Source organism: Okeania sp., from assembly GCF_035285525.1.
GTDB lineage: Bacteria > Cyanobacteriota > Cyanobacteriia > Cyanobacteriales > Microcoleaceae > Trichodesmium.
Genome location: NZ_JAYKGW010000102.1, coordinates 1 through 24,277 on the forward strand (window position 1 = coordinate 1; position 24,277 = coordinate 24,277).

At 35.7% G+C, this 24,277-nt stretch carries 21 protein-coding genes and 1 other RNA gene; 12 read left to right on the forward strand and 10 right to left on the reverse strand.

Annotated elements, in window-relative coordinates; translation table 11 throughout:
• The 3 genes from VKJ25_RS09515 to VKJ25_RS09525 form a co-directional block, all read right to left on the reverse strand.
• Nucleotides 1-2,246: tetratricopeptide repeat protein (locus tag VKJ25_RS09515; protein ID WP_324236390.1), on the reverse strand; the 2,246-nt coding region annotated here is incomplete at its 3' end.
• 362 nt (nt 2,247-2,608) lie between these two features.
• Nucleotides 2,609-3,003: a transfer-messenger RNA gene (gene ssrA, locus VKJ25_RS09520) on the reverse strand.
• Between the two features lie 247 nt (nt 3,004-3,250).
• Entirely contained in the window at nt 3,251-5,038 is a 1,788-nt protein-coding gene (locus VKJ25_RS09525) for a serine/threonine protein kinase (RefSeq protein ID WP_324236391.1), read from the reverse strand.
• Between the two features lie 192 nt (nt 5,039-5,230).
• On the opposite strand from VKJ25_RS09525, the gene VKJ25_RS09530 reads away from it, so the two are divergent.
• The gene (locus tag VKJ25_RS09530) at nt 5,231-6,595 is read left to right on the forward strand and encodes a lipid-A-disaccharide synthase-related protein (protein WP_324236392.1); all 1,365 of its coding nucleotides are present in this window, start codon (nt 5,231-5,233) and stop codon (nt 6,593-6,595) included.
• Nucleotides 6,596-6,886: 291 nt separating this feature from the next.
• On the opposite strand, the gene VKJ25_RS09535 is transcribed toward VKJ25_RS09530, so the two are convergent.
• The gene (locus VKJ25_RS09535) at nt 6,887-8,575 is read right to left on the reverse strand and encodes a tetratricopeptide repeat protein (RefSeq protein WP_324236393.1); all 1,689 of its coding nucleotides are present in this window, start codon (nt 8,573-8,575) and stop codon (nt 6,887-6,889) included.
• A 702-nt stretch (nt 8,576-9,277) separates the two neighbouring features.
• Between VKJ25_RS09535 and VKJ25_RS09540 the strand changes: the two genes are divergently transcribed.
• Complete coding sequence (locus VKJ25_RS09540) at nt 9,278-9,568, forward strand: Mo-dependent nitrogenase C-terminal domain-containing protein (protein ID WP_324236410.1); 291 nt, start codon at nt 9,278-9,280, stop codon at nt 9,566-9,568.
• 707 nt (nt 9,569-10,275) lie between these two features.
• Here the strand turns inward: VKJ25_RS09540 and purQ are convergent.
• Entirely contained in the window at nt 10,276-10,971 is a 696-nt protein-coding gene (purQ, locus tag VKJ25_RS09545) for a phosphoribosylformylglycinamidine synthase subunit PurQ (RefSeq protein ID WP_324236394.1), read from the reverse strand.
• Between the two features lie 593 nt (nt 10,972-11,564).
• Entirely contained in the window at nt 11,565-11,837 is a 273-nt protein-coding gene (purS, locus tag VKJ25_RS09550) for a phosphoribosylformylglycinamidine synthase subunit PurS (RefSeq protein WP_324236395.1), read from the reverse strand.
• 77 nt (nt 11,838-11,914) lie between these two features.
• Here purS and VKJ25_RS09555 point away from each other — a divergent pair, with 77 nt between their 5' ends.
• The gene (locus tag VKJ25_RS09555; RefSeq protein ID WP_324236396.1) at nt 11,915-12,295 is read left to right on the forward strand and encodes a Fur family transcriptional regulator; all 381 of its coding nucleotides are present in this window, start codon (nt 11,915-11,917) and stop codon (nt 12,293-12,295) included.
• A 243-nt stretch (nt 12,296-12,538) separates the two neighbouring features.
• Here VKJ25_RS09555 and VKJ25_RS09560 read toward each other — a convergent pair whose 3' ends face one another.
• On the reverse strand, nt 12,539-13,504 hold the full coding sequence (locus VKJ25_RS09560) for an SPFH domain-containing protein (RefSeq protein WP_324236397.1): 966 nt from the start codon (nt 13,502-13,504) through the stop codon (nt 12,539-12,541).
• A 257-nt stretch (nt 13,505-13,761) separates the two neighbouring features.
• The gene (locus VKJ25_RS09565; RefSeq protein ID WP_324236398.1) at nt 13,762-14,193 is read right to left on the reverse strand and encodes an NfeD family protein; all 432 of its coding nucleotides are present in this window, start codon (nt 14,191-14,193) and stop codon (nt 13,762-13,764) included.
• A 1,951-nt stretch (nt 14,194-16,144) separates the two neighbouring features.
• Between VKJ25_RS09565 and VKJ25_RS09570 the strand changes: the two genes are divergently transcribed.
• A complete protein-coding gene (locus VKJ25_RS09570; RefSeq protein WP_324236399.1) occupies nt 16,145-18,061 on the forward strand; it encodes a PP2C family protein-serine/threonine phosphatase in 1,917 nt (638 codons plus the stop codon).
• A 522-nt stretch (nt 18,062-18,583) separates the two neighbouring features.
• Here VKJ25_RS09570 and VKJ25_RS09575 read toward each other — a convergent pair.
• Nucleotides 18,584-18,733: a hypothetical protein gene (locus VKJ25_RS09575; RefSeq protein WP_324236400.1), complete on the reverse strand. Its 150-nt coding sequence runs from the start codon at nt 18,731-18,733 to the stop codon at nt 18,584-18,586.
• Nucleotides 18,734-19,082: 349 nt separating this feature from the next.
• Between VKJ25_RS09575 and VKJ25_RS09580 the strand changes: the two genes are divergently transcribed.
• The 3 genes from VKJ25_RS09580 (at nt 19,083) to VKJ25_RS09590 (ending at nt 20,749) form a co-directional block, all read left to right on the forward strand.
• On the forward strand, nt 19,083-19,307 hold the full coding sequence (locus VKJ25_RS09580; RefSeq protein WP_324236401.1) for a ferredoxin-thioredoxin reductase variable chain: 225 nt from the start codon (nt 19,083-19,085) through the stop codon (nt 19,305-19,307).
• Nucleotides 19,308-19,410: 103 nt separating this feature from the next.
• Entirely contained in the window at nt 19,411-20,142 is a 732-nt protein-coding gene (gene radC, locus VKJ25_RS09585) for a RadC family protein (protein ID WP_324236402.1), read from the forward strand.
• A gap of 472 nt (nt 20,143-20,614) precedes the next feature.
• On the forward strand, nt 20,615-20,749 hold the full coding sequence (locus VKJ25_RS09590; protein ID WP_324236403.1) for a hypothetical protein: 135 nt from the start codon (nt 20,615-20,617) through the stop codon (nt 20,747-20,749).
• 237 nt (nt 20,750-20,986) lie between these two features.
• On the opposite strand, the gene VKJ25_RS09595 is transcribed toward VKJ25_RS09590, so the two are convergent.
• Complete coding sequence (locus tag VKJ25_RS09595) at nt 20,987-22,135, reverse strand: hypothetical protein (RefSeq protein ID WP_324236404.1); 1,149 nt, start codon at nt 22,133-22,135, stop codon at nt 20,987-20,989.
• 282 nt (nt 22,136-22,417) lie between these two features.
• On the opposite strand from VKJ25_RS09595, the gene VKJ25_RS09600 reads away from it, so the two are divergent.
• From VKJ25_RS09600 to VKJ25_RS09620, 5 genes are all read left to right on the forward strand, one after another.
• Nucleotides 22,418-22,786, forward strand: a complete 369-nt coding sequence (locus VKJ25_RS09600) for an IS4/Tn5 family transposase DNA-binding protein (protein WP_324236405.1) — start codon at nt 22,418-22,420, stop codon at nt 22,784-22,786.
• Nucleotides 22,716-23,171, forward strand: coding sequence for a hypothetical protein (locus VKJ25_RS09605; RefSeq protein WP_324236406.1), 456 nt, complete (start codon nt 22,716-22,718; stop codon nt 23,169-23,171). The genes VKJ25_RS09600 and VKJ25_RS09605 overlap by 71 nt, the downstream gene beginning before the upstream one ends.
• Nucleotides 23,172-23,451: 280 nt before the next feature.
• Nucleotides 23,452-23,649 (forward strand): winged helix-turn-helix domain-containing protein, encoded by a 198-nt coding sequence (locus VKJ25_RS09610; protein WP_324236407.1) that lies wholly within the window; start codon nt 23,452-23,454, stop codon nt 23,647-23,649.
• 96 nt (nt 23,650-23,745) lie between these two features.
• Nucleotides 23,746-24,081 (forward strand): hypothetical protein, encoded by a 336-nt coding sequence (locus VKJ25_RS09615; RefSeq protein WP_324236408.1) that lies wholly within the window; start codon nt 23,746-23,748, stop codon nt 24,079-24,081.
• Between the two features lie 46 nt (nt 24,082-24,127).
• Nucleotides 24,128-24,268: a hypothetical protein gene (locus tag VKJ25_RS09620; RefSeq protein ID WP_324236409.1), complete on the forward strand. Its 141-nt coding sequence runs from the start codon at nt 24,128-24,130 to the stop codon at nt 24,266-24,268.
• The last annotated feature ends 9 nt before the right edge of the window (nt 24,269-24,277 follow it).

A 24,277-nucleotide genomic window follows, 5' to 3' on the forward strand; every position in this document is an offset into this window, starting at 1 on the left:
CCTCCTAACTTTTTCACCAAAGGAATATAGCGAATAAATTGAATAGAATCTCCCAAACCTTGTTCCGTATAAACTAATAAAGTTTGACCAGAAAAATCTGAACCATCCCATACAGGTTGAGCAAAACTACGAGTTATATAATCTTCACGTTGGTAGCGCCATTCATATTCAGAAAATCCAGCTAAAAAGTCTCCTTGTTTCAAAAGAATATATCCTCTAGCAAAGTGAGCATTAATATGATTAGGATTTAACTCAAGACATTTTTCATAAAGAACTTTTGCTTCTATTAAATCACCTTCTTCTTTTACAATGTTACCCCAAGAATAATAAATCTCAGCATTATTTGGTTTAATCTCTAGAGATTTTTGAAACGAACTAATTGCTTCCCGAATATTGCCTTGAATTTTAAATATTAGACCTAAATTATGCCAAGCAGAAGCACCATTTGGTTTCAGTTCAATTGCTCTTTGATTATGAACTATCGCCAAATCGAGTTTATTTTGTTTTTTCAGAGCAATACCTAACCTTAAATGAGTTTTATAATTATCAGGGTTGAAGTTAATTGCTTTCTGATAATAAGCAATTTCTAAATCTATCTTCCCTGTTTTTTTAGCACAGGAACCAAGTATCTCAAATGCAGTAGCACAATCCGGTTTATATTGAAGAATAAAGTGACATATTTGTTCTGCTTCCTGACAGTTTTCCTCCTGATATTTTGCCAATGCTGTTGTTAGTAACTCCTGAGTTGTAAATGGTACTCCTGGTTTAATTATTGATGGATAATTTGTTTTCTGAAAAGTCAATAATTTAGATGATAAAGCATCAACAACTTTCCGACAAACCCCTTGCCAATCATCAAATTTACTTTGCCGAAATAACCTCATTGTCGGATACCAAGGACTATCTTCCCTATCTGTCAACCAACGCCATTCGGAATCAAAATTTAACATTACCCAAACAGGTTTACCCAATGCTCCTGCTAAGTGAGCAATAACCGTATCTATTGTTATTACTAAATCTAATTGTTTTATGACTCCTGCTGTATCAACTAAATCATTAAAATATGAACTTAAATTATGAATTTTAGTCTGAGATTTCAACCATTCCAAATCTTGGGGAGAAACTTCTTTTTGTAAAATATAAAAGCTAGCATTATCTACATTAAAAATAGATTCTAAATTTTTTATAGGGCAAGAACGTCTTTTGCTAGTCTTGATTTTGCTATTTGTTTCCCAGGTTATCCCTATTTTGAAACTATTTGCACTTCCTGGTAGTTCAAATTTTTTTGATTCTGGTACAAATAAATAAGGAACTTCAGCAGGTATAGTTTCTACAGTAGTACCAAAAATTTTAGGTAAACTCATCAATGAAATTTGCAAGTCACAATGTGGTAATTTTTCACCTATAACAAATAATTCATCTATTTCGGAAACATTGGTAAATAATAACTTTAATCCAGCTTTATGACATCCAACAATTACCCGCCCACCTAACTTTTTCACCAAAGAAATATAACGTATAAATTGAATAGAATCTCCTAAACCTTGTTCTGTATAAACTAATAAATTTTGACCAGAAAAATCTGAACCATCCCATACAAATTTAGCAAAACTATAAATTACATAATTTTTACGTTGACACCGCCATTCATACTCATCAAAACCCTCAATAAAATTGCCCTCTTTAAGCAAAACAGAACCTAAACCAAAATGAGCATTGATATGATTTTTGTTTAATTTAATCGCCTTTCGATAATACTTTTGAGATTCAGAAAATTTTCCTATTTCTAAAAATATACTCCCTAAACTATTATATGCTTCAGCATAATTTGGTTTCAGTTCAAGAGATTTTTTATAATTCTCAATAGCTGCCTCAAATTTACCTTGATCTCGGCAAATAAGTCCTAAATTATGCCATGCCTCAACATAATTAGGACGCAATTTAATAGCAGTTTTCAAGTGACTAAATGCCACATCAATTTCCTCATTATCTTGAAGCGCAACAGCTAAATTATTATGAGTTTCTGCATAATTAGGATTAACTTTTAAAGACTTTTTATAATAAGCGATCGCCTCTTCTATTTCATCATTTTTATAAGCACACAAACCCAAAAGTTCTAAAACTAAAAAATTATTAGGTTGTCTTTTTATAATCTGATGACAAATATTAATTGTTGCTTCTAAGTTTCCAGATTGGTATTTTTTTATAGCTTGTTTAATGTCACTATCATCAAATTTTCTATCCATAGTTTTTGACAAGGTAGGGAGTAGGGGAGTAGGGGAGTTGGAAAGTAATTTCTTTAGTTGGAGGGAGTTATAGAAGAGGTATAGCAACTAACAAGACGATTAGGAAATAGACCAATGATGAATCTTAGAGAGCAGAAACACTTGAACAACTATTAAGTGTTCCCTGCTATACTCAGAAAAATCAAGGGATAATTTTTCTGCCTTCTTGCCCAAATACTAATCAATTTTGAAGAAAGGGAAAAATTTATTGCTTTTAGGGAATAAAATAAGAGGAAAAAAGTATTTTTGCCAATGTCAGATGCACCCAAAAAAAAGCCACTTTCTGCTCAGAAAACAGAAAACGGCTTCAGGATGGTTATATTTAATGGAGCATATGGGAGTCGAACCCATGTCCAAAATGGCTATTCACCCTTCACTCACTCACAGGTTTAGCTCTTTTTAACCCTCAGAGCTGGGACTATCCATTATCCCGGATAGCGGGATGCTCTAGTAAAGTCTTAACTAGCAGTTGACCAGAGGCAATTTGCTAGTGCATCCGTTGGGGTTAAGTCTGTAATCCTTAACGGAGTCAAATCACAGACGCTCGAACCTATTTGAGGTATTTTCGCAATTAAGCTACAGCTACTTGCTTACGAGCAAAAGGTACAATGTTGTTTGCACTTATTATTTTTTAAGCCCAGGATTTCCGAGAGAAGACTCACTCTCGACCTGCATCACAAAGTAGTTTTTACCACCCTGTCGAAACCGTTAATGCCCCGTTTAGGTAGTGGACTGTTTCATCTTCAACATTGCATTAAGAATTTTTAAGTTAAAAGCTAATGCACAGTCTTAAGTTAAACAATCCAGTAGTTATTTTTTATATCATACACAATTATTTTAATTATGACAAGTCAATTTAGAAGTCAAAATTCAAAATTCAAAAGTAGATGTAGGTTGGGTTGAGGAACCGAAACCCAACATTATTGGCTATACATAAAATAAAAAATAAAAACCAATTGTTTTTATTAATGTAAATCTTCCTCCCAAACGCCTATATAAACACGATTCTCCTGATTACGTTCAATTAGACCTTCCAAATTACCTGTTTTAAACTTGTAGCGACTAATTTTACCTTTTCTTACATCTTGCAGTCCTTGTTTAATATCTGAAGTAATCTTTAAACTTAACATATTAGTAAAAGCTACTGTTACCACCCGGTCATCTATATTATCTGCTACAGACAACTCAGTTTGTCGTAAGCGAAGAGAATCTCTATCATATATATAACCTAGAGTAATTTGATTAGGAAGTAAATCATAAATTACAGCCCTAGTATTAGGCCAATAACCATCCTCTTCAACCTTTGTCGGTTTTCCTAATAATTCTATTACCTTACTTTCTAATGTACCTGGAGGTAAACCACGGATCACTGGTAAACTATCCTCTAATTTGGAATTATCAATAGGGTCAGAAGGAATATTGTCTGGCAATACTAAATCTAAAACTTTTTTCGGCACTGAATCTTCAACTAAATCTTCAGGAGATGAGGTAGGTGTTGGAGACCTTACTTTTGATCCATGAGGTTTTCCCTTCTCTTCAGGAGGAGAAATAGTCGGACTAGATTCGACTGTGACAGGAACAGAAGATGGGGTAGATTTTGGAGTCGGAGTCAAAGTTGGTTGTTGAGTATAGCTCGGTTGTGGAGATGAAGTAGGTTGACTTTCTCCTCTAGGTTTTGGAGTAGGAGTTTCAGCAATAATCTCTGATGGTTGTACACTAGGAGAAGATTGAATAGGTTTAACAATGGGAGAATTAGAAGCATCCTGAGAATTAAAAACTATTGCTGCTAAAGCTCCTGCCATTAAAGTAGCGATCGCTCCAAGTATTCCCCACATTAAAATATTTGCAGGTCTTTGCGTCCGAGGAAGATTTACATGAACAGTTGTTCCATTTTCCAAATTCTGAGATGAATGGTTAGGTACGACTCGTATAGTTGAACTATTTGTGGGAAAATCTGATAAAAGTTTTAACCATTCATCCACCGTTTGAGGTCGATGCTGAATATCTAAAACCATACCCTTAACCACCGCTTGATTAACAACAACACTCAGTTGAGGTCGTAACTCACGAGGACTAGGAATTTCCTGTTGTACTCTCTGAGGTGCTGGTGCTGGAACCTTTCCAGTTAATAATGTATAGAAAGTAGCAGCTAAACCATATACATCTGTTGCTGCTGTCCCTTTTCCCTGAGGTAAATACTGTTCTAGTGGAGCATAACCATCTGACACCAAATTAGTGTGAACCTGAGTTCTACCTGCAATAAACTCTCGCGCAATACCAAAATCAATTAAAATAACTTCCTCAGTATTTTGACGCAAGATAATATTTTGGGGTTTAATATCTCGGTGAAGTAGATTATTTTGGTTGACCACGATCAGAGCATTTCCCACTTGACGAATATAATGTACAGCGATCGCTTCTGATAGAGGTTGGCCTCCAAATACTACTTCTGCCAAATTCTGACCAGGAATATAGTCCATTACCATATAGGGTTGACCATTTTCCACAAAAAAATCACTTACTCGGACAATGTTAGGATGGACACATAAAGCCAGTCTTTTGGCCTCCTCCTGAAATTTATATTGAAATTCGGCAAAATTAGGGTGTTGAGTTAAAGACTCATTGAGAGTTTTAATTACTACAGGTTGTTTCAAATAATTATGAGTAGCTTTGATTGTAATGCCAAAACCACCCCTTCCTAGTTCTTTTTCTAAAGTATATTTGCCCCCTTGCAGGTTTCCTAATATTTTCATTTTTATTCTTATTTAATAAGTCAGTTCTTGTTCAGAATTTTAGCTATAAAATATAGATAGACTAAATTGCATCTTAACTTCTACTACTTGTTAATATGCTTCAATTACGAACTAATTGAAGTTGGATGAAAAAGCTGATAACTGATAATTGATCACTGAAAAAGTTGATAACTGAAAAAGTTGATAACTGAAATGACCTTAAAAATACTTTGCCTAAGTAATGGTCACGGAGAAGATGGGGTCGCAGTTCAAATTTTCCAAGAACTAGAAAAATATCCTCTTCCTCCTAGTCTGGCTGCTTTACCAATAGTAGGAGAAGGACAAGCTTATAGTAAAATAAACAACCTTTCAATTATTGGTCCCCGACAAAGAATGCCTTCTGGTGGTTTTATATATATGGATAGGAAACAGTTATGGCGAGATGTAAAAGGTGGTTTATTAAGAGTTACCTTTGCTCAATTAAAAGCATTAAGACATTGGATAACTTCTGAAATTAAGTCAGGTCATCAAGTAGTTATTTTGGTAGTTGGAGATATTGTACCTTTATTATTTGCTTGGTTAACTAGAGTACCTTACGTTTTTTTAGGAACTGCTAAATCAGAATATTTTATCCGAGATGAAACTGAGAAACTTCCTCCTAGATCTTGGTTGGAAAGTTTCCTACTTTGGTCAGGCTCCGTTTACTTTCCTTGGGAACGTTGGTTAATGACTAGGGAGAAATGTAAAGCGGTACTTGTTAGAGATAAGTTAACAGAAGAAATATTAAGAAAAAAGTCTATTAAAGCTTATTATGTAGGAAATCCAATGATGGATGCTGTAAATTTGGATAAGGATCTACGGTCAATGTATTATTCTGATAATAAGATATTGGGCATAGATAATCAAATAACAATTACTTTATTACCTGGGTCTCGTTCTCCAGAAGCTTATGCAAATTGGGATATTATTATTCAAGCAATTTTAGGGTTACTAGAAACTTTCCCAGAAAAAAAATTTTTGTTCCTAGCAGCGATCGCTCCTAATTTAGATTTAGAACCTTTTAGTACATTGCTGAAATCTTATAATTGGCATCCTGAACGAGAAATTAAAACTCAGACTCAAAATAGTGTTTTACAAATACCAAGTGATAATTCTCAATTAACTTATTTTTCTGGAGAACGCAGTATTCATTTTCCCCTAAAATTGATTTCTCCCAATAGAAATGCCAGTGTGATTTTAAATCAACAAGCTTTTGTCGAATTTGTACATCGAGGCAGTTTCGCTATTACTATGGCAGGTACTGCTACAGAACAATTTGTTGGTTTAGGGAAACCAGCGATCACTATTCCTGGTAATGGTCCTCAGTTTACATCTGCTTTTGCAGAAACTCAAAGTCGTCTTTTAGGAGTTTCTCTAATTCTGGTTAAACATCCTCAAGAGGTTCCTGGTGTGGTTAAATCTTTATTGTCTGATTCAGATAAAAGACGATTAATTGCTAAAAATGGTTTCCGGAGGATGGGAAAGCCAGGTGGTTCTGAAAGAATTGCTAATTTTTTAATGGATTTGAATTGGATGTAGAATAGATTTTGGTAAAAAAGAGGAAGTAGGGAGTAGGGATAAATAATTGATTTAATTTTTGATTTTTTCTAGCTAATAGTAGTGGATTGTTTCACCTAAAATAGTGCATTAGTAGGGGCGGGTTCGATCAGAAATTTTCATGCTTACTCTAAGATTTACATAAGCCCGCCCCTAAGACCTATGCTTTACCCACATACATATTTATTAACATAAAACTTGACAAAATTGACAAGTTCTGGTGACAAATACTTTTTCAGCAAACCATATATATATAGTTTTCATTATTAATCATCAATTATTCAACTGATTTATTTTCTCAATTGCTTGCTGATGATCTGGTTTCATTTGTAAAACAATTTTGTAAGAACTAAGAGCTTCTTCAACAGAGTCTAATATCTCTAAAATTAAGCCTCGTTGAAACCAAGCTTGATAATTACTAGGTCTCAAAGAAACTACTTGGTCATAAGCAGCGATCGCCTCTTCATACCTTTCTAACTTTTCCAACATTAAAGCTAATTTCGACCAAGCTTGATAATTACTCGGCCAAATCTTAATAGCTCGATTATAACTAACAACAGCCTCTGCAAAATTTGCCATTTTTTCTAAATTTAATCCTCGGTTTAACCAAGCATCAAAATTATTAGGCTGCTTTTCAACTACCAAATCATAAGTTGCTATTGCCTCAGTATATCGCTCTAACTTTTCTAAAGCTGCACCTCTTTGTAAACCAACTTTAGCAACAGAAATTCTCTGTTCAACACTCATTTCAATTACTTTGTCATAAGCTGCTAATGCTTGGTCATATTTATTTAGTTTTTCTAATGTTTCACCTCGACAATTCCAAGCTTCTAAAAAATATGGTTCAATATTAATAGCATTTCCATAAGCAATAAGAGCTTCATTGTATTTACCCATTCCCACAAATGCTTTACCTCTTCCTAACCAAGCTTCCGGATAATTAAAATTAATTGTAATTGCCTGATTGAAAGATTCTAATGCCTCATTATACTTAAATAAATCTAATAAAATCTCACCACGGCTAATCCAAATTTCTGGTAAATTAGGATTAAAATTAATTGCCTTATCAAAACAAGCAACTCCTCCTTCTTTCCAATGATGCCTTAAAGCTAATCCTTTATAATACCAAGCCTCATCATCATCACAATTTAATTTAATTGCTTTATTAAAAGAAGAGACGGCATCGTGATATTTGTGTAATTTACTTTGAGCAATACCTAAATTAAACCAAGCTAAATAATTTTCTGGTTGTAATTCTATTGCATGGTCATAACTAATAACTGCTTCTGCATAACGTTGAGTCTCAACTAAAGCTAATCCCCTATCAAACCAAATCTGATAATTATCAGGTTGTAATTTCACTGCACAATCATAAGCAGCTAATGCTTCAGCATATTTTTTTAATATTAATAAAACTTGCCCTTGAGCATACCAAACTTCTCCCTTCATCGGTTGAATTTTTAAAGCATTTTTATAGCAATTAATAGCAGGCAAATACTGTTTTAATTCAGTTAAAACAATTCCTTTATTAAACCATAACTCATAATTATTGGGATTAATTTTAATTCCTTTATCAAAGCAAGCGATCGCTTCTTCATACTGCTTTAATTTAGATAATACAGCTCCATAACAATTCCAAACTTGATGAGAATTTTCTCTAAGAGATAATGATATTTTATAAGCTTTTACTGCTTGCTCATAATCCTGTAGTTGATATAAAGCATCAGCTAGTTTCAACCAACCTATTGCCCAGTCTGGCTTAATTTCTACTGCTTTTTTATAATAATAAATAGCTGATTCGTATCTACCCATATTATAAAGTCTGTTGCCACGGTCATATTCTGGGAATGCAGAAAAGATACTAAAAATTCCTTTAGATGAAGAAAGAGTTTTAGTATTTATACTATCTAATGTAGTTAAAAATTCTAATTTTGGGGATGATTGAGAATTAGGTTTAATCATAAATAAAGCAATCAGCAATCAGCAATCAGCAATTAGTTTTTTGGGTCTAGTAGGGTGTGTTTTTGCACTCCCCAAAGCTCCGCTTTTTATGAAGCATTCCCGATATGAAAAAGCGCATTTCTTCACAGACCAATACTCTATATCATAGTGCCTTTGCATAAGTTATCATTTATATAATCTACTTGCTCTATGTCACAGCATTAGTCATCATATATCATGAAAATATACTTTTATCAATATTATTGACTTTAGTAAAACTTATTTAATTTATTCAATCCATTTATAGTTGTGAAGAGTCAAGAGGCGACAATTAGCTTTATTGGTGTAACAATCAAATAGGTGAACAAAATCGGTTAGGTATGTGTCCACTTTCTAAGCTAAGAGCTGATCAACAAGAGAACTTAATTCCTAGTCAAATGTTTGATATAGTTAAGAGTTTTTAAAGCCAGGATTTCCTGAGAACCCCCACTATAGAGTGCTGGGGTGATATTTTACTGGAAATTGAAAAGTCAAAATCAAAAAAATTATTCTTGGCTTGTGAATTTTGTGAAGTAATTAAGAACTGCTACTCAAATATTCTTGTATTTCCGGTAATGCCCAAAAATCAACTGTAGAAATCAAGAGAAAGTCTTTAAAACCATGCACTATCTTGCAAAAGCAACAGGGATGATGAGACTCCAAAACACTAACATTCTAAATGCTATGATTGCTCGTATGTATACTACAATGCCTAAATTTCAGCCATTAAGCTTTTTGAGACAATGGCTAGACCGCATAGAAGTAAATAGTCCTGAATTAGCAAGATTTCTATGCAAATTAATTCCGAGTCAGTGCCCCTTTGAGCGTGATATTATTTTTTTTGGTCATATCTTATTTCACATTCCCCCTATGTGCAAACTTAACCCTCTTTACAATGAACTAATTAATTTGAGGTTTAGAGCTTTGTGTTATTTGGCAGATGTTTGTGGAGAAGATATTACTTCATACTGCTAATCTGACCAAAAGTTGTATTTAATATTTTTACCCCGTTTCATCTTAATAACAGCAGAAGGCAAGTTTCATCTTTGTCTGAAAAGCTTTCTCACTCAGTTTAAGATTAAATGATTAAATAGGGTTGGCTGAAAAAGTCTGCTAGTGAAGCCAGGAAATAGGGGACAAAGTCAATACTTTACTATTTTGAGACAAAAATAGCCAAAAACTAGGTATTTTTTTGGGCACAAAAAGGCTAAAACCCTTATATCTAAATGCTTTTATATTTAATCAGCAAGCCCTAAATAAGACTTAGACATCTAAAGAATAAACCGAGTTTATTCTCCTAAATTATTATTTTTTAATCTTAGGAAATTTCGTGGATAAATTCGGTTTCTGTATAAATTCTTAACACAATATGTTTAATTTTGAATGAAATATACAGCACAGGACTTAGACATCTAAGGAATAAACTGAGTTTATTCTCATAATAAAATTATTATTTTTTAATCTTAGGAAATTTGGTGGATAAATTCGGTTTCTGTATAAATTCTTAACACAATATGTTTAATTTTGAGTGAAGTATACAGCAGTCGAAGCCGAGGTTAGGAAATAGTTAAATGCTCAAACTAAGCCAGAGATTACTTCTGACTTGCGTGTAGAACTATACAGAAAAATATCTATTTGAGTTTTATTTTTAGGGAAAAAGGAAGTAATGTGAATGACTTTAGCTAAATTCTAATAGTGGCCATTAATAAACCTTTAAATAATTTTATGCCATCCGTATTACCCAATATTGGGTCTGATGCTCTTTCCGGATGAGGCATCATTCCTAACACATTTCCTTGACGGTTGCAAATACCAGCGATATTCTTAAGAGAACCATTAGGATTAGCTTCCAGAGTAACTTCACCATGTTCTGTGCAATAACGAAATAAAATTTGATGATTATTTTCCAAATCTTGTAGAGTATCTACATCAGCGTAGTAACAACCCTCCCCATGAGCTATGGGTAAATTAATTACTTCTCCCTTGGTATAAATAGACGTCCAAGGTGTTTCAGAATTTTCTACTTTGATAGGTATTTGATGGCAAATAAAATTTAATTTTTGATTTCTTACCAATGCCCCTGGTAATAATCCTATTTCCGTCAATATCTGGAAACCATTGCAGATACCTAAGACTAATTTCCCCTTTTGAGCATGAGCAATAGTTGCTTTCATTGCTGGAGAAAAACGGGCGATCGCTCCACATCTTAAATAGTCCCCATAACTGAAACCTCCAGGAATAACTATTACATCCACATCAGAAATATCTTCTTCTTGATGCCAAACCATGCGAGTTGATTGACCTAATAATCCTTGAGTTACCCAAGCCACATCTCGGTCGCAATTGGAACCAGGAAATGTAATAATACCAAATTTCATATAAATTTTCAATTAATTTAAACTTGTTGATTATTAAAAATTAATAAAGTCAGAAATTTCAAGACCCAAATCTTCAACTAAAGGGTTGGTAGAATTAACTCCCTACAAGGAGTTAATTCTACCGATTGAACTAATATTCCCTTCTCTCTCCCCCCTTTCAAAGGGGGGTAGGGGGAATTTCATAAGTGCATTTCTAGGGCGTGTCATCAATTAAAGAAGTTGACAAAATGGCTGTTATCTGTTAGTTAAAAATGACGATCACTACCTGTAGATTCAGATACAGCGAGCGCACACCTGAAATTGTCCAGTCGGTAGGCGAGGGTTCTCCGTAGGGACGTTGCATAGTCCGTACAACGATTTTTCAAGCATTCAGTTAGCTAAATCGGCCTCCACAATGATGTAATGCACAGTTTGAGCTTTGTCAGTCCACTACTTTTTTCGATCAAGCTTCTAACATCTAATTGATGACACACCTTAGTTTGTAGAGGGTTTGGAGAATTGACCCCTGTAGGGGTCAATTCTATTGATACTACCAGATTTGATATCAATTATCCATTCTTTTCTCCTCCTTCCTCCTTCCTCCTTCCTCCTTCCTACTCCCTACTTCCTACTCCCTCTTCTAGTTCAAAGCAATAATTTTCAATAACAGGATTTGCCAGTAGTTTATCACAGACTAATTCTACTTCTTCTCTAGCAGTTGCTTCATCTGTTGCTTGAAGCTTTAACTCAATATATTTACCTATTCTGACTTGTTCTACATTTTCATATCCCATATGTGCCAACCCAGATTTAACTGCAGCGCCAGCCGGATCTAAAACAGATGGTCTTAATGTGACATAGATTTGTGCTTGATATTTTTTGACCACGTTAGTAAAAAGTTTACAATATAAATTTAACTACCTAATATTATCTGTTAAGTTGTGCACAAATTAACTAATTGGCTATGAAAACCAATCGCACCCGTTCTCAAGAGCGTATTTTAAAATTACTAAAAACCCAGAAGCGATCGCTATCTGCTCAGGATATACATTCAAAGTTACGCAGATGTGACCAACCTCTGGGACTAGCAACGGTATATCGTTCTTTGGATGCTCTAAAGCAAGAGGGTATAATAATTGTCAGAACTTTGGCTAATGGTGAATCTGTGTATAGTTGTCTACAGCAAGACCAACATCATCTAAATTGTGTTAAGTGTGGGACTTCTATACCTATTAATGAATGTCCTATCCACGATTTAGAGGATAAATTGCAAGAGTACCACAAATTTAAGGTTTTCTACCACACGTTGGAATTTTTTGGAGTTTGTGATGGCTGTATTTTATAGCGCTACGCGCCAGGGAATAGGGAACAGAAGACAGGAAACAACATAACATCTTCAGTAGCTTAGTAAGTATTTATACTGTACGAATTATCTTTATTTAACTTTACTTTCCAGTCAAATTCTCAAGAAAATATTAAGCATAAATACTTACTGAATGATTAAATAAATCTGACAGGTATAATTGTACTTCTTAATTCTTACTTTTGAATCCATGACTTTTGACTTTTGAATTATATCGAAACTTACCTAACTGCCAAAGGAATTTTTGTCATCTGCCACAATAGAACGAATACCTTCTAAAGTTGCTGGAATGTTCCGAGGATCCATAAACATAACTTTACTACTATCACTACTACCAATCTTTAGACCCATATCTAAATAATTTTGAGCTAATAAAAATTGGAGTGCTTCTTTAGCATTAGGATCTTCATTGAGACTTTTAGTAATAATCTCTAATGCTTCAGCAGTTGCAGAAGCTCTTAATACTTGAGATTGACGTTCCGCTTGAGCCTTCAAAACAATGGCTTTTTGTTGTGCTTCTGCCTCTAAAATAGTTGCTTTTTGTCGAGCTTGAGCATCAAGAACTTGTGATTCAGCTTTACCTCTGGCAGAATTAATAGCAGAATCTCTTTCTCCTTCCGAAGTTAAAATTGCAGCTCGTTTTTGTCGTTCGGCACTCATCTGTAATTCCATAGAATCTTGTACTGCTTTAGAAGGGCTAATATCTCGTAATTCTACCCTAGTTACTTTAACTCCCCAAGGGTCAGTAGCAATATCTAATTCTCTTAATAATACCTCATTAATTTCTGTTCGAGCTGTAAAAGTTTGGTCTAATTCTAATTTACCCATTTCTGCCCGAATTTGAGTTAAAACTAGATTAACCATAGCAGATTGGAGATTTTCTACTTTGTAGAAAGCTTTTTCCATATCCATGATTCGCCAATAAACTACAGCATCTACACTAATAGCAACGTTATCTCTAGTAATACATGGTTGAGGCGGAATATCTAATACTTTTTCCCGAATAGTTTCTTGATAGGAAATTCTATCTAAAAATGGGATAATAAATTTCAAACCAGCATCTAATTTTCTACCATTATATCTTCCTAAAGTTTCAACTAAAGCTTCATTTCCTTGATTAATAACTTTGGCACTTCCGGCTATACTTGAACCACCTAAAGCTAAAAATACTAATAAAAAAAATTGTTCCATTTTTAATCTCCTAATTACCTAAATTAGCTCTTAATTTCAATTGATTTTGGTTGGCAAAATCAATCTAAGCATTCAACTATTAGCGACCAGTTTTTCCTGACGAATACTAAGCAAAAAGGAATAATATCCAAAACTTAAGGAGAAGCTTTAAATGAATATAACCTTTAAAGTCGGCTTTAATAGTAAAATTAAATTTACGTCAATAGAATAAAGCTTTTATTTCAAACTAAAATAAATAGCTGATAGCTGACTGCTTATTAAGAATTTAATAAATTTTCTGGCAATACAAATAAAGTATTACCCTCTCGTCTCACGACAATAACTTTTTGTTGAGCAGAAATTGTACTTTCTTGGTCGTCACATTGAGCACGCCAAGAATTACCTTGATAAAGTACCCTACCTGCTTGACCTGGTAAAATCTCTGTTAAAGTTTCTGCTTCCTTAGCATCAGCAATAGTAGCTACTGTATGATGGGGCAAAAGACGACGAAAAGCAAAAATAGAACCTACAGAAAAAATCATCCATAAAGCGACTTGTAAACTCACACTAGGAATTAAGAGGGACACTAGGGCGACAACAAAAGCACTTAGTCCCATCATAAATTCAACAAAGGCCGTAGGTACAAGAAATTCTAAAAAACAAAGAATTGTCCCAGCTATTAACCAGAATATTGTTGGATTTAATAACATGGATAAATGAGGATAGTTAGGTTAAAGATTTTGTCTCTGTTCAGCACCGAGCAATCAGTAAGATTATTGTTTGGGAATTTCAATTTTTAGGCAATTATTTAACATTCCTGACATTTATAGGACTTACACGGGAGGAACCCGGTTTCTAGGAGAAACCGTTGTTTTGAGCAATAGATGTCTAGGAGAAACCGGGTTTCTGGCTGCACTTGCGTCAGTCGTGATTTATAAAGTTAAGAACTATTTGTGACTAAAAAATCAGGTATTAATTTTCCCCTTTCAAAGGAATGAAAAGCGATTTAATTGGATATGGTGAGGAAACCTCGCTATATCGAATTTACCAAGAGAAAATCAACTTCAGTATTTCCATCCCAATGCAACAGCTACGAGGTACTGTTGATTTTTCGCTTTTCGGCTGTCGCTGACATAAAATTCTGCGCGACATGAATGCAAAGTATTCCATAGGAAAACTTTTCTACAAGAGGCAGTTCCTCCGGAGGAGGCTAACTGATAACTGAAATAACATCTATAAAGTTAATTAGTATTAGCTAAACTTATTATTGATTTTCCTTTAGGGCTTACGCAGCGACCATAGATATAGAGTTTAAAACTATAGCGCTATCGTTTTTTGACTCTATATATAGTACCTTGGCGTAAATCCTGTCCTTAAAATCACTGTACTGATAACTGAAATGACATAACTAGATAGAATTATACCTTGACAAATACTCAGGTATATGATCGGTTTATTGCGAAATTTATCAGTGTAACTTCTATCTCAATCAAGACTTACGCAGCGACCATATATATAGTGCTTAAAACTAGAGCGCTATCGTTTTTTGACTCTATATATAGTACCTTGGCGTAAATCCTGTCAACAAATCTTTAGCGTTTTGACGCTGAGAAAGTTCTCGTCATTTCAGTTATCAGTTATCAGTTATCAGTTATCAGTTATTAATGCCTTTAGCTGAAGCAAGAGGCTTGGAATCAGGAGTATTCTCTTTTTTTCCTCTTAAAAGGGGAGGCGCATACCCACAATTTTTCAGTAAAACTGTCTAACTTATATATCAACAGTAAAAAAAACAATTCCTGACGAAAATTCTCAGATTAGTTTTTAATTGTATTACTTTTGACCCAAAAATAAGGTCAATAGCTTTCCCTAGGATACTATCCTTTTATGTTAAGAAAGATGTTGATAAAGCATAGTCAGGACTTACGCAGCGACCATAGATATAGTGCTTAAAACTATAGCGCTATCGTTTTTTGACTCTATATATAGCACTTTTGCGTAAGTCCTTTCAGCAATTAACAATGAAAAATTAATAATTAATAATTACCCCTCTATCCCTGATCAGGAACTCCTGAAACCCTTGTGGAGAGGGGGAGATACGGATAACAAATCATATTAGCTAAATAAAAATACTGAAGCAATCCCTAAAAAATGTATTTTTTCATACAATTTTCTCCCAAAAAAGCAACTCGCCAACTTATACATAACTTGTAGATTTTGTCAAGTTTTATGTTAAGTAAAGATGTTTATAAAGCATAGCTTAAAAGAAGGGGATTGACTAAAAGGAAAATTTTTTATTTATCCCCTAGGATAGGGGAGGCTTCAAGGCATGAATTGTTGAATGAATAATTATTTATAAACTCTTGATTATTAATTATTAACTATTACAGGACTTACACGGGAGGCAATATATATAGAGTATTGGCGCGTTACACTACCGCTTTACATGTCGCGTAGCAAAACACACCTTACCAATAGCGTTTATGGGTAAGTTCTATATTAATTATTAATTGTTTGGTAAGTCCTGTAAATCTTAAAACCCTTTGATAGTCTACTGTTCCCTGTTCCCTCTCTTGGTCGATTGGATATGGTTAGGGAACCCATCCATCTCTCGACCGCTATTCCCTATTCCCCTAGCGGGTAGCACTATAACTGATAACTGAAATGATTACTTATAAACCACTAATTTATTGTCCAAATGTTAATTGTTCTGCTCCGTCTAACTCTTGGGGTCGTCAAGAGTGTGAAGCTTGCCAAACTAACTTAATTTATCGCTATTTATGGGCGGTGAATCCAGGAGTTGAAATTTCTGTAGGGGAATTATTGGGCGATCGCTACTATGTCGTAGCTCCCCAAGTTTGGCTAGATACTAAACCTGGGAAACTTCCATTTCTGTATGAGGAGTTGCCAGATTATATTATTCCTTATTTACGTCTATATCCCCAGAGACTTCATACTCCAGAGGTATATGGTTTTTATAAATATGGAGAGGAAACTTATCCTACAGATATTGTGTTGTTAGATAACGTTCCTCTAGACTCTGAAGGTAATTTGTTTCCTTCTTTTGCTGAAGCTTGGCCAACAGCAACTCCTGTACGTCAGGTCTATTGGTTGTGGCAAATGATGCAGTTATGGAAACCTTTATCAGAACAGCGTGTAGCTTCTAGTTTATTTACAAATAATTTGCGGGTCGAAGGTTGGCGGTTACGACTTTTAGATTTGGACATAAAAACCCGTAACCCTAAACTCAAAGATTTTAAGACTTTTTGGTCAAAATTAATTCCTATTGCTCATCCTCATATTCAAGAACCATTGGCAGATATTTGTCAGATGATTAGTGATATTGGGGACTCTCCAGAGGCGATCGCTCCGAAATTAAACCAACTACTATTAGAACAGGCTGCCCAATTACCATTAAATTTTGAAGTAATGGGAGCTACAGATACTGGACCTGTGCGTTTACATAATGAGGATTGTTGTTATCCTACCGAACAAGATTTAGCTAGCAATCAACTAATACCTCATTTGGCCATGATTTGTGATGGAGTGGGTGGCCATGATGGTGGAGAGGTAGCTAGTCAACTAGCAGTAAAATCTTTTAAAAGATTAGTGCAGAATTTATTGACAGAGGTAGGGGAACAACCAGAAATAACATCCCCAGACTTGGTAAGCAAACAATTGGAGGAAATTATCCGGGTAGTTAATAATATGATTGCCACGGAAAATGATGAACAGGGAAGAGAGTCTCGACAGCGGATGGGTACAACATTAGTTATGGCACTACAGTTACCCCAACAGGTAAAACCTAATTCGGAGTCAAATCCAAATAATACCCATGAGTTGTATGTAGCTAATGTAGGGGATAGTCGTGCCTATTGGCTAAGTAGAGATGGTTGTCGTTTGTTGACTTTGGATGATAATGTCACTTCTAGGGAGGTGCGTTTGGGTCATTGTTTGTATTGGCAAGCGTTACAACGTCGTGATGCGGGGGCTTTGACTCAAGCTTTGGGTACAAAGAATGGAGAGTTTATTCGTCCCACTATTCAAAGATTTTTGATTGAAGAAGAGGGTTTGTTACTTTTATGTTCGGATGGTCTGAGTGATAATGATTGGGTTGAGAAGTCTTGGACTGAATATACTCCTAAGGTATTGCGAGGCGAAATGTCTTTGCAGCAGGCAGTTGAATATTTAATGAAGTTGGCGAATGAAAAAAATGGTCACGATAATGTTTCGGTAGTGCTTATTCACTATCGTCTTTCTCCAGAAAAGTTAATTCTATCGAATATTCCGACAGTAACAACCCCATTAATAGAAACTTTCATGCCAGGTTTATCAGAAACTTCTCAAGAACTTCTTTATGATAGTGATGAGGAAGTACGAGAACCGGAACCTGAGCCTGAGCCTCAGTTTGAGGTTGTCCAGGATTTGTCGTCTATAAGACCCTGGATGTTTATGGTTGGTTTGCTGTTGGTTTTGTTGATAGGGGCAATTATATCAGTGTCGAGAAATTGGGGAAATTTTCAGTCAACTCCTGATAACCCTCCTGCATCTGTGCAAAGTCCTATGATGCCAGAACCTTAAAATCCACATTATGCGTTTCAAGTTTCTTAATATCAAGCTTGACAAAAAAGACAAACTATGTATAAGTCTAGTAGCTGCTTTTTTAGGAGAAAAAATGTGTTGAAAATTACATTGTTTTAAGAACTTTAAGTAGGGCTGGCTGATTAAATCTCAAAGTCTTTACAGATAAAGTATTGGGCTTTTTAGGTCTGGAAAAAGTATCTGGTTTACGGTTCCCGAAAAATCAGATCAACCATGTACGGTACGGTTCCCAAGAAATCGGTGAAAAATCAAAAAGTTATAGCGCTGCGCACAGGGAACAGGGAACAGGTATGGAGGAAGAATGAATAGTTTATAATATAAGGTTTTTAGCTATTGGACACCTCATACAATTTGTAAATATTAAGTGTGCACATTGCTTTTAGGCAACAGTTGAGGAAAATAAAATTACTTTCCAGCTCCTCTATTTCCCACTCTCCCATTCCCTTACTCCTGAAAAAAGACTGAAGAAGCGCCAACCCTAAATATTTAGGGCTGGCTGAATTATTGATGAAAGCCTTTACAAATAAACCTTTTAGCATTTTTAGGTAGGTCAAAAGTACCAGCTTTTAAGTCTTGAAAGCTAAAAAGTCTAGGATTTTCTGCCATAATTAGCCGATTTTTCGGGAACCGTAAATCAAGGGATAATTCCATAGGACTACCTCTTCTGTAATTCCCCTGACTCCTGGATTGCTGGATTGCTGGATTCTGGCTTCTCCCTGCTACTAAAAGACTTTTTCAGCAAATCCTAAATATTTATGGTTTGATGAAAAAATTATAGCTGTTGGAGCTAAGGGTGCGGAAATTTATAAATCCTGAAACCCTTTTCTAGTATACTGTTCCTAGTTAAGTGTTTCCTATTCCCGATTCAAGTAGCGCTATATATATGTGAATGTTGGGTAGGTTTTATGCAAAAATAAGAAAATTGTTAAACCAATGATGTAATTTCTTCTTGAAGTTGCATGAAAATTTGTCAGAAAGAATAATACAAGGTTTTTTTTATATGAAAATAGGCGATAGTGTTCGCGTTAATACTTCTGTTGTTGTTTATATTCATCCTGAACATAGAGGACAACCATTTGACATTAAAGATGAGGAAGGAGAAGTAATCGGTATTATCAATGAATGGAAAGGTAGGCCAGTTAGTGCTAATCTACCTATTCTCGTCCAATTTACAACCAAGTTTAAAGTTCATCTTAAGGAAGAAGAATTAGAAATAATTTCATAGATATTAAGATTCTGAGGTACAAGAAACCCGGTTTTCTTAGGTACAAGAAACCGGGTTTCTGGCTACGCTGCTGATAACTGATAACTGATAACTGATAACTGAAATGACATACAGTCTCAGAATTGCAGACTTACCTAGTAATGAGCGACCACGGGAAAGATTAATTGCCTCTGGTCCGAAAAGTCTTTCTACTGCGGAATTAATTGCTATTTTACTAGGTACAGGTCAGGGAAAAGGAAAACTTTCTGCTGTAGGTCTCGGACAATACATATTAAATCAATTAAGTCAACATCAGCGAGACCCCCTATCAGTTCTCCGCAATATTACAGTTCAAGAATTAACTCAAATTTATGGTGTTGGTACAGCCAAAGCAACAACTATTCTGGCTGCTATTGAATTAGGCAAAAGAGTATTTCAATCTCGTCCCCCAGAATTAGCAGTTGTTGAAAGTCCCCAAGCTGCTGCTGATGCTTTAAGTCAAGATTTGATGTGGCAAACTCAAGAAAAATTTGCTGTTTTACTCTTGGATGTAAATAACCGCTTACTAGGAACTCAAGTAATTACTATTGGTACAGCAACAGAAACATTAGCTCATCCCCGGGAAATTTTTCGAGAGGTGATTCGTCAAGGTGCAAGCAGAGTTATTATTTCTCATAACCATCCTTCAGGAAATGTGGAACCAAGTTCTGAGGATATTAATTTAACGAAACAACTGTTAGCAGGAGCGCAATTTTTAGCTATACCCTTACTCGATCATATTATTATGGGTAATGGAGAACATTCCAGTTTGCGCCAGACAACTAATTTGTGGGAAGAATATCCTCAAGGAGATTGATGGACAGGAACTTATGCTGATGAGCTGAATATTACTCAAGTGGAATTTGTTTACTTTTGTCGCTTGGCCAAGTTATGCCGAACTCGCTACTGGTAGGCTATTCTCCAGGGGTTTGCTTGCTGGCTCCCTTGAAACAAATTACCACAAGTTAAGGCGATCGCCACTTCTTAAGCAGGACTTACGCAGCGACCCTAGATATAGTGCTTAAAACCCCATACGCAACAGTTTTTCAACTCTATATATAATATAAGGACTAAAGCCATGAGGTAGGAAAAATAGGGGTTTGAGATGGCTATCCTGACGGACTGCGACCCATTCATGTCGCGGAGCGAAACGCTGTCCCTCGTATCGGAAAAATTGCGTTGTTTTTCGTAAGTCCTGATATAGTACCTTTGCGTAAGTCTTGTTAAGATAAAACACTGGGCATGATTTTTTAATTGTCTTTAAATTTCAATCTTTTCCTTCTATAGCAATGTGCGCACTTAATGTTTACCGAAGAATTATAGCAATGTATGAGGATGGTGAGGTACACTTAACACCTACTGTAGTTCAGCCTTCTTTTGCTGTAACAACCACCGAAGGTTGTGTTACTAAAATTACTAAATAAAATTTTGTACCTCACGCGCGGGCATGAAATTGCTGTAATAATTAAATAATTAAATAATTAAATAATTTGCGCCTTGAAGCCTCTCCTTTAAAAGGGAAAAAATTTACTTTTTTCCTTTTATTCAATCCTATCCGTTTTTAGGGAAAGGTAATTATCAATTATTGAAACATTATTTTTTGTACGCCTTTTCTAGAATGAACTTTCAGGTAGAAACTGTAAATACCTGAGCGCTTCTTCCTATATCTTTCCATCATAAACTTCCACAATACCTAACCCAGTTTTATAGACATTATCAATTAATTCATCTGGTTTTATTACTTTAACATGACCTCCAAAACCAATCACCCAACTTAAAAAACTCACGTCTTTTAAACACCAATAAGGTAACTCTACTCGAAACTGATGGGGAAAAATTTTATCTTTTGTACCTGCTAAACAGAATACTTTTTCATATTCCTCATCTTTAATAAAACTACTACCTTTTGGAGGAGGTGACATTTTCAATGTTCCTGATGGAAACCCTTTAGTTTTTTCACACATAAACTTAAATTTTTCTTCATCAAACCACAATTCAAATGTTACTATTACTTGCTTTTTTTCTGACTTTTTATTACTTAAAAATTTACTTTGGTCTGCAGCAGAATAACCTAAAAATATCCCGAAACTAGCGTCTAAAAGTTTTTGTAATTTTTGTAAGTGTAAAAGTTGTTGTTTCTGAGAACGAAACTTGCCTAAATCTTGACTAATATATAACCGATCTAATCGTTCAAAACGCAATAAACCATCTGATTCACCACCCTCATGTTCAAAACCTAAATACCAGGCATTATTAAAAAATACTATCTGCAATAACCAAGCTGTAAATGTTCCTTCTAAATCTCTGGTGAATTTTCCTTTACCTTTTAATCGCCCTAACTCCACTAATTTTCCACTAATAATTGTATCTTCAACTACTTCCAATTTCCGAGATAATACATTTTCCGAGAGTAAGTCTAAATCTATCATTGATTGATGAGCGATCGCTCTGACTGGATAAGGTTTTTTTGTCTCTATTTTGGCATAACTCATTCGCTGGCAAAGCTGCTCATAAATAGATACAGCAATGGGGTTTTCCATACTATTAACTTGTGCTTGCAATATATCTTGTAAATGTTTTAATTCAGACTGGGATAAAATTCCAGTACCTGCAAAATAACCTTGTCGCATAGGAAAATCTGGTAATATTTGAAATGGTTTGAGAATGTTTTCTACATCCTTACGAAACTGGTCTCGACAGTCCCCTCCCATTCCTGGTTGTTGGGATAAAGTTTTTGCCAAAACATCTAAACTTTTTTTATTGCCATTTGGGAGAAATGGTTGGTTTAATATCAGACGAATAGCTGTCATTAACCGTTTAAAAGGAGTAACATCTGAGTAGGGATGGGCAATGATTATCCCCTTGGAAAGGGGGAGGCTAGAAGTTACCTCTTCCTGAGGGGTTAGGGGGGATATTTCCTCTTTGTTCCCTGGTTGAATCTCCTTCCCGTCCCCCTTGGAAAGGGGGAAGCTAGAGCTAGAAGTTACCTCTTCCTCTTTCTCACCCTTGAAAGGGTCTTCTTTCCCCCCCCTTTCAAAGCTATGCTTTATAAACATCTTTCTTAACATAAAACTTGACAAAAAGAGTCAAGTGTGGATTCTTGCTCTTATCGCCTCTTGCCTCTAAAAATCACAAATATGGAAAAATGGATACTCAAAGAGCTAGGAAGAACAGACTTGGGAGACAAAAGAAGAACCAAGAGGTTCATGGAAATTGTCTCTAATTTGAGTAACTCACCGTCTGCAACAGTGCCAACGGCGAGTAGAACCTGGGCAGCAACAAAGGCCACCTATGATTTTTGGGATTCCCCCTACATCCAACCATCAATGATTAGACAAAGACATATAGAGGCGACACAAGAGCGAATTTCTCAGCACCAAGTGGTATTTATTGGCCATACAAGACACCACAGAACTCAACTATACGAAGCAAAAAGCACTATCTGGAGCCGGATATCTTGACAGCAAATATGCCAGAGGACTAAAAGTGCATTCAGTCTTGAGCGCAAGTACCAAGGGATTACCACTGGGTATATTAGACCAGTATGTTTGGGCAAGGGAAGTAGAGGAATGGGGAAAAGCAGAGCCAAGAAAAAAAAGATCAACGGCAGAAAAAGAAAGTCAAAGATGGCTAGATGCCTTAAGCAAAAGCGAAGAGCTAATCCCAGAATCAACTAAAGTGGTAACAATTACTGACCGAGAAGGAGATTTTTATGATTTTATGAAATGTCCTCGTCGCCTCAATTCAGAGTTTCTCATTAGAGCGAGCCAAAATAGGTTTTTAGAGTCTGGTAAGAAGTTATGGTCATATAGAATCCGGTTATATAGTATATGTATATGTATGTGACTAAGAATGGGTAGGCATCAAAGCAATGGGAAAGCGTTTGAGCATTAAAGAGCATATTTCTATACAAGAAATAGAGAAGCTTTATCGAGGCGCTAGAGATGTGGTAGAACGCTCTCAGTGGCAAATTATCTGACTATTGGCCAAAGGTTCAAAGAGTGAAGAAGTAGCTACAGTGACAGGGTATGGCTGGCAATGGTAAGAAGCGATCGCCCAAGGTTTTCACAAAGGAGGGCCAGCAGCGATTGGAGATGGTCGTCACCAGAACCAGGGAGCCAAATCCTTGCTAGATGAGCAACAGCAAGCTCTACTGGTACAAGTTTTAGAAGGAGAACCTCCTGGTGGAGGCAGATGGAGTAGCCCAAAAGTGGCGCTATGGATGAGTGAGTTGCTGGGACGTTCGGTCTCTCCACAGGGAGGATGGGAGTATCTAAGGGGGCTAGAATATAAGATTAAAGTTCCTCGTCCATCTCATGCTTGAGCTTCTGAGTTAGAACACGAAGAATGGAAAAAAAAACTTCAACAGCGACTTCAAGAATTAGAAATCAAACTAGGTAAACCTGTACGTCTGTGGACTATGGATGAACATCGTATAGGACTTAAACCTGTAATTCGTAGAGATTGGTTCCCCTGGTGGGAAGTACCTATAGCTCCAGTTTATTGGAGATTTGAGTGGTGTTGGGTGTATGGGTTTGTTGAACCTAGTAGTGGAGAAAGTGAATGGTGGCTGTTTGACCGAGTGGAAACACAAATAATGAGTCTGATTCTCGAAGCTTTCGCTCAAGCCCAGGGAATTAATCAGGATCATCCAGCATTACTGGTACTGGATAGAGCTCGATGGCAGATCACAGATAAGTTAGAAATCCCGCCGTCGCCGTGTTTTTTAGAGTTCTTACCTGCTCCCGCCTCCTGAACTACAGCCTGCCGAGAGGTTATGACCATTACTAGACGAATCAATTATGAATAAAGTTTTTGATTCTTTAGAACAACTGAAACAAGTAATCTGCGATCGCTGTTGTCAGCTAGTCAAACAACCAGAAATATTGCGGGCGATCACTCAATTCCACTGGTGGCCGTCAACCATTATTTGCAATGTCTAATTAACCGGA

Bases quoted from the DNA above. Each gene is read 5' to 3' on its own strand.
- VKJ25_RS09580 (WP_324236401.1), top strand. From the start codon at position 19,083: ATGAAAATAGGCGATAGTGTTCGCGTTAATACTTCTGTTGTTGTTTAT.
- VKJ25_RS09540 (WP_324236410.1), top strand. From the start codon at position 9,278: ATGATTGCTCGTATGTATACTACAATGCCTAAATTTCAGCCATTAAGC.
- VKJ25_RS09615 (WP_324236408.1), top strand. From the start codon at position 23,746: ATGGATGAACATCGTATAGGACTTAAACCTGTAATTCGTAGAGATTGG.
- VKJ25_RS09620 (WP_324236409.1), top strand. From the start codon at position 24,128: ATGAATAAAGTTTTTGATTCTTTAGAACAACTGAAACAAGTAATCTGC.
- VKJ25_RS09560 (WP_324236397.1), bottom strand. From the start codon at position 13,504: ATGGAACAATTTTTTTTATTAGTATTTTTAGCTTTAGGTGGTTCAAGT.
- VKJ25_RS09570 (WP_324236399.1), top strand. From the start codon at position 16,145: ATGATTACTTATAAACCACTAATTTATTGTCCAAATGTTAATTGTTCT.
- VKJ25_RS09595 (WP_324236404.1), bottom strand. From the start codon at position 22,135: ATGACAGCTATTCGTCTGATATTAAACCAACCATTTCTCCCAAATGGC.
- VKJ25_RS09530 (WP_324236392.1), top strand. From the start codon at position 5,231: ATGACCTTAAAAATACTTTGCCTAAGTAATGGTCACGGAGAAGATGGG.
- VKJ25_RS09555 (WP_324236396.1), top strand. From the start codon at position 11,915: ATGAAAACCAATCGCACCCGTTCTCAAGAGCGTATTTTAAAATTACTA.
- VKJ25_RS09525 (WP_324236391.1), bottom strand. From the start codon at position 5,038: ATGAAAATATTAGGAAACCTGCAAGGGGGCAAATATACTTTAGAAAAA.
- VKJ25_RS09535 (WP_324236393.1), bottom strand. From the start codon at position 8,575: ATGATTAAACCTAATTCTCAATCATCCCCAAAATTAGAATTTTTAACT.
- radC (WP_324236402.1), top strand. From the start codon at position 19,411: ATGACATACAGTCTCAGAATTGCAGACTTACCTAGTAATGAGCGACCA.
- VKJ25_RS09565 (WP_324236398.1), bottom strand. From the start codon at position 14,193: ATGTTATTAAATCCAACAATATTCTGGTTAATAGCTGGGACAATTCTT.
- purQ (WP_324236394.1), bottom strand. From the start codon at position 10,971: ATGAAATTTGGTATTATTACATTTCCTGGTTCCAATTGCGACCGAGAT.
- VKJ25_RS09575 (WP_324236400.1), bottom strand. From the start codon at position 18,733: ATGGAATTATCCCTTGATTTACGGTTCCCGAAAAATCGGCTAATTATG.
- VKJ25_RS09590 (WP_324236403.1), top strand. From the start codon at position 20,615: ATGTGCGCACTTAATGTTTACCGAAGAATTATAGCAATGTATGAGGAT.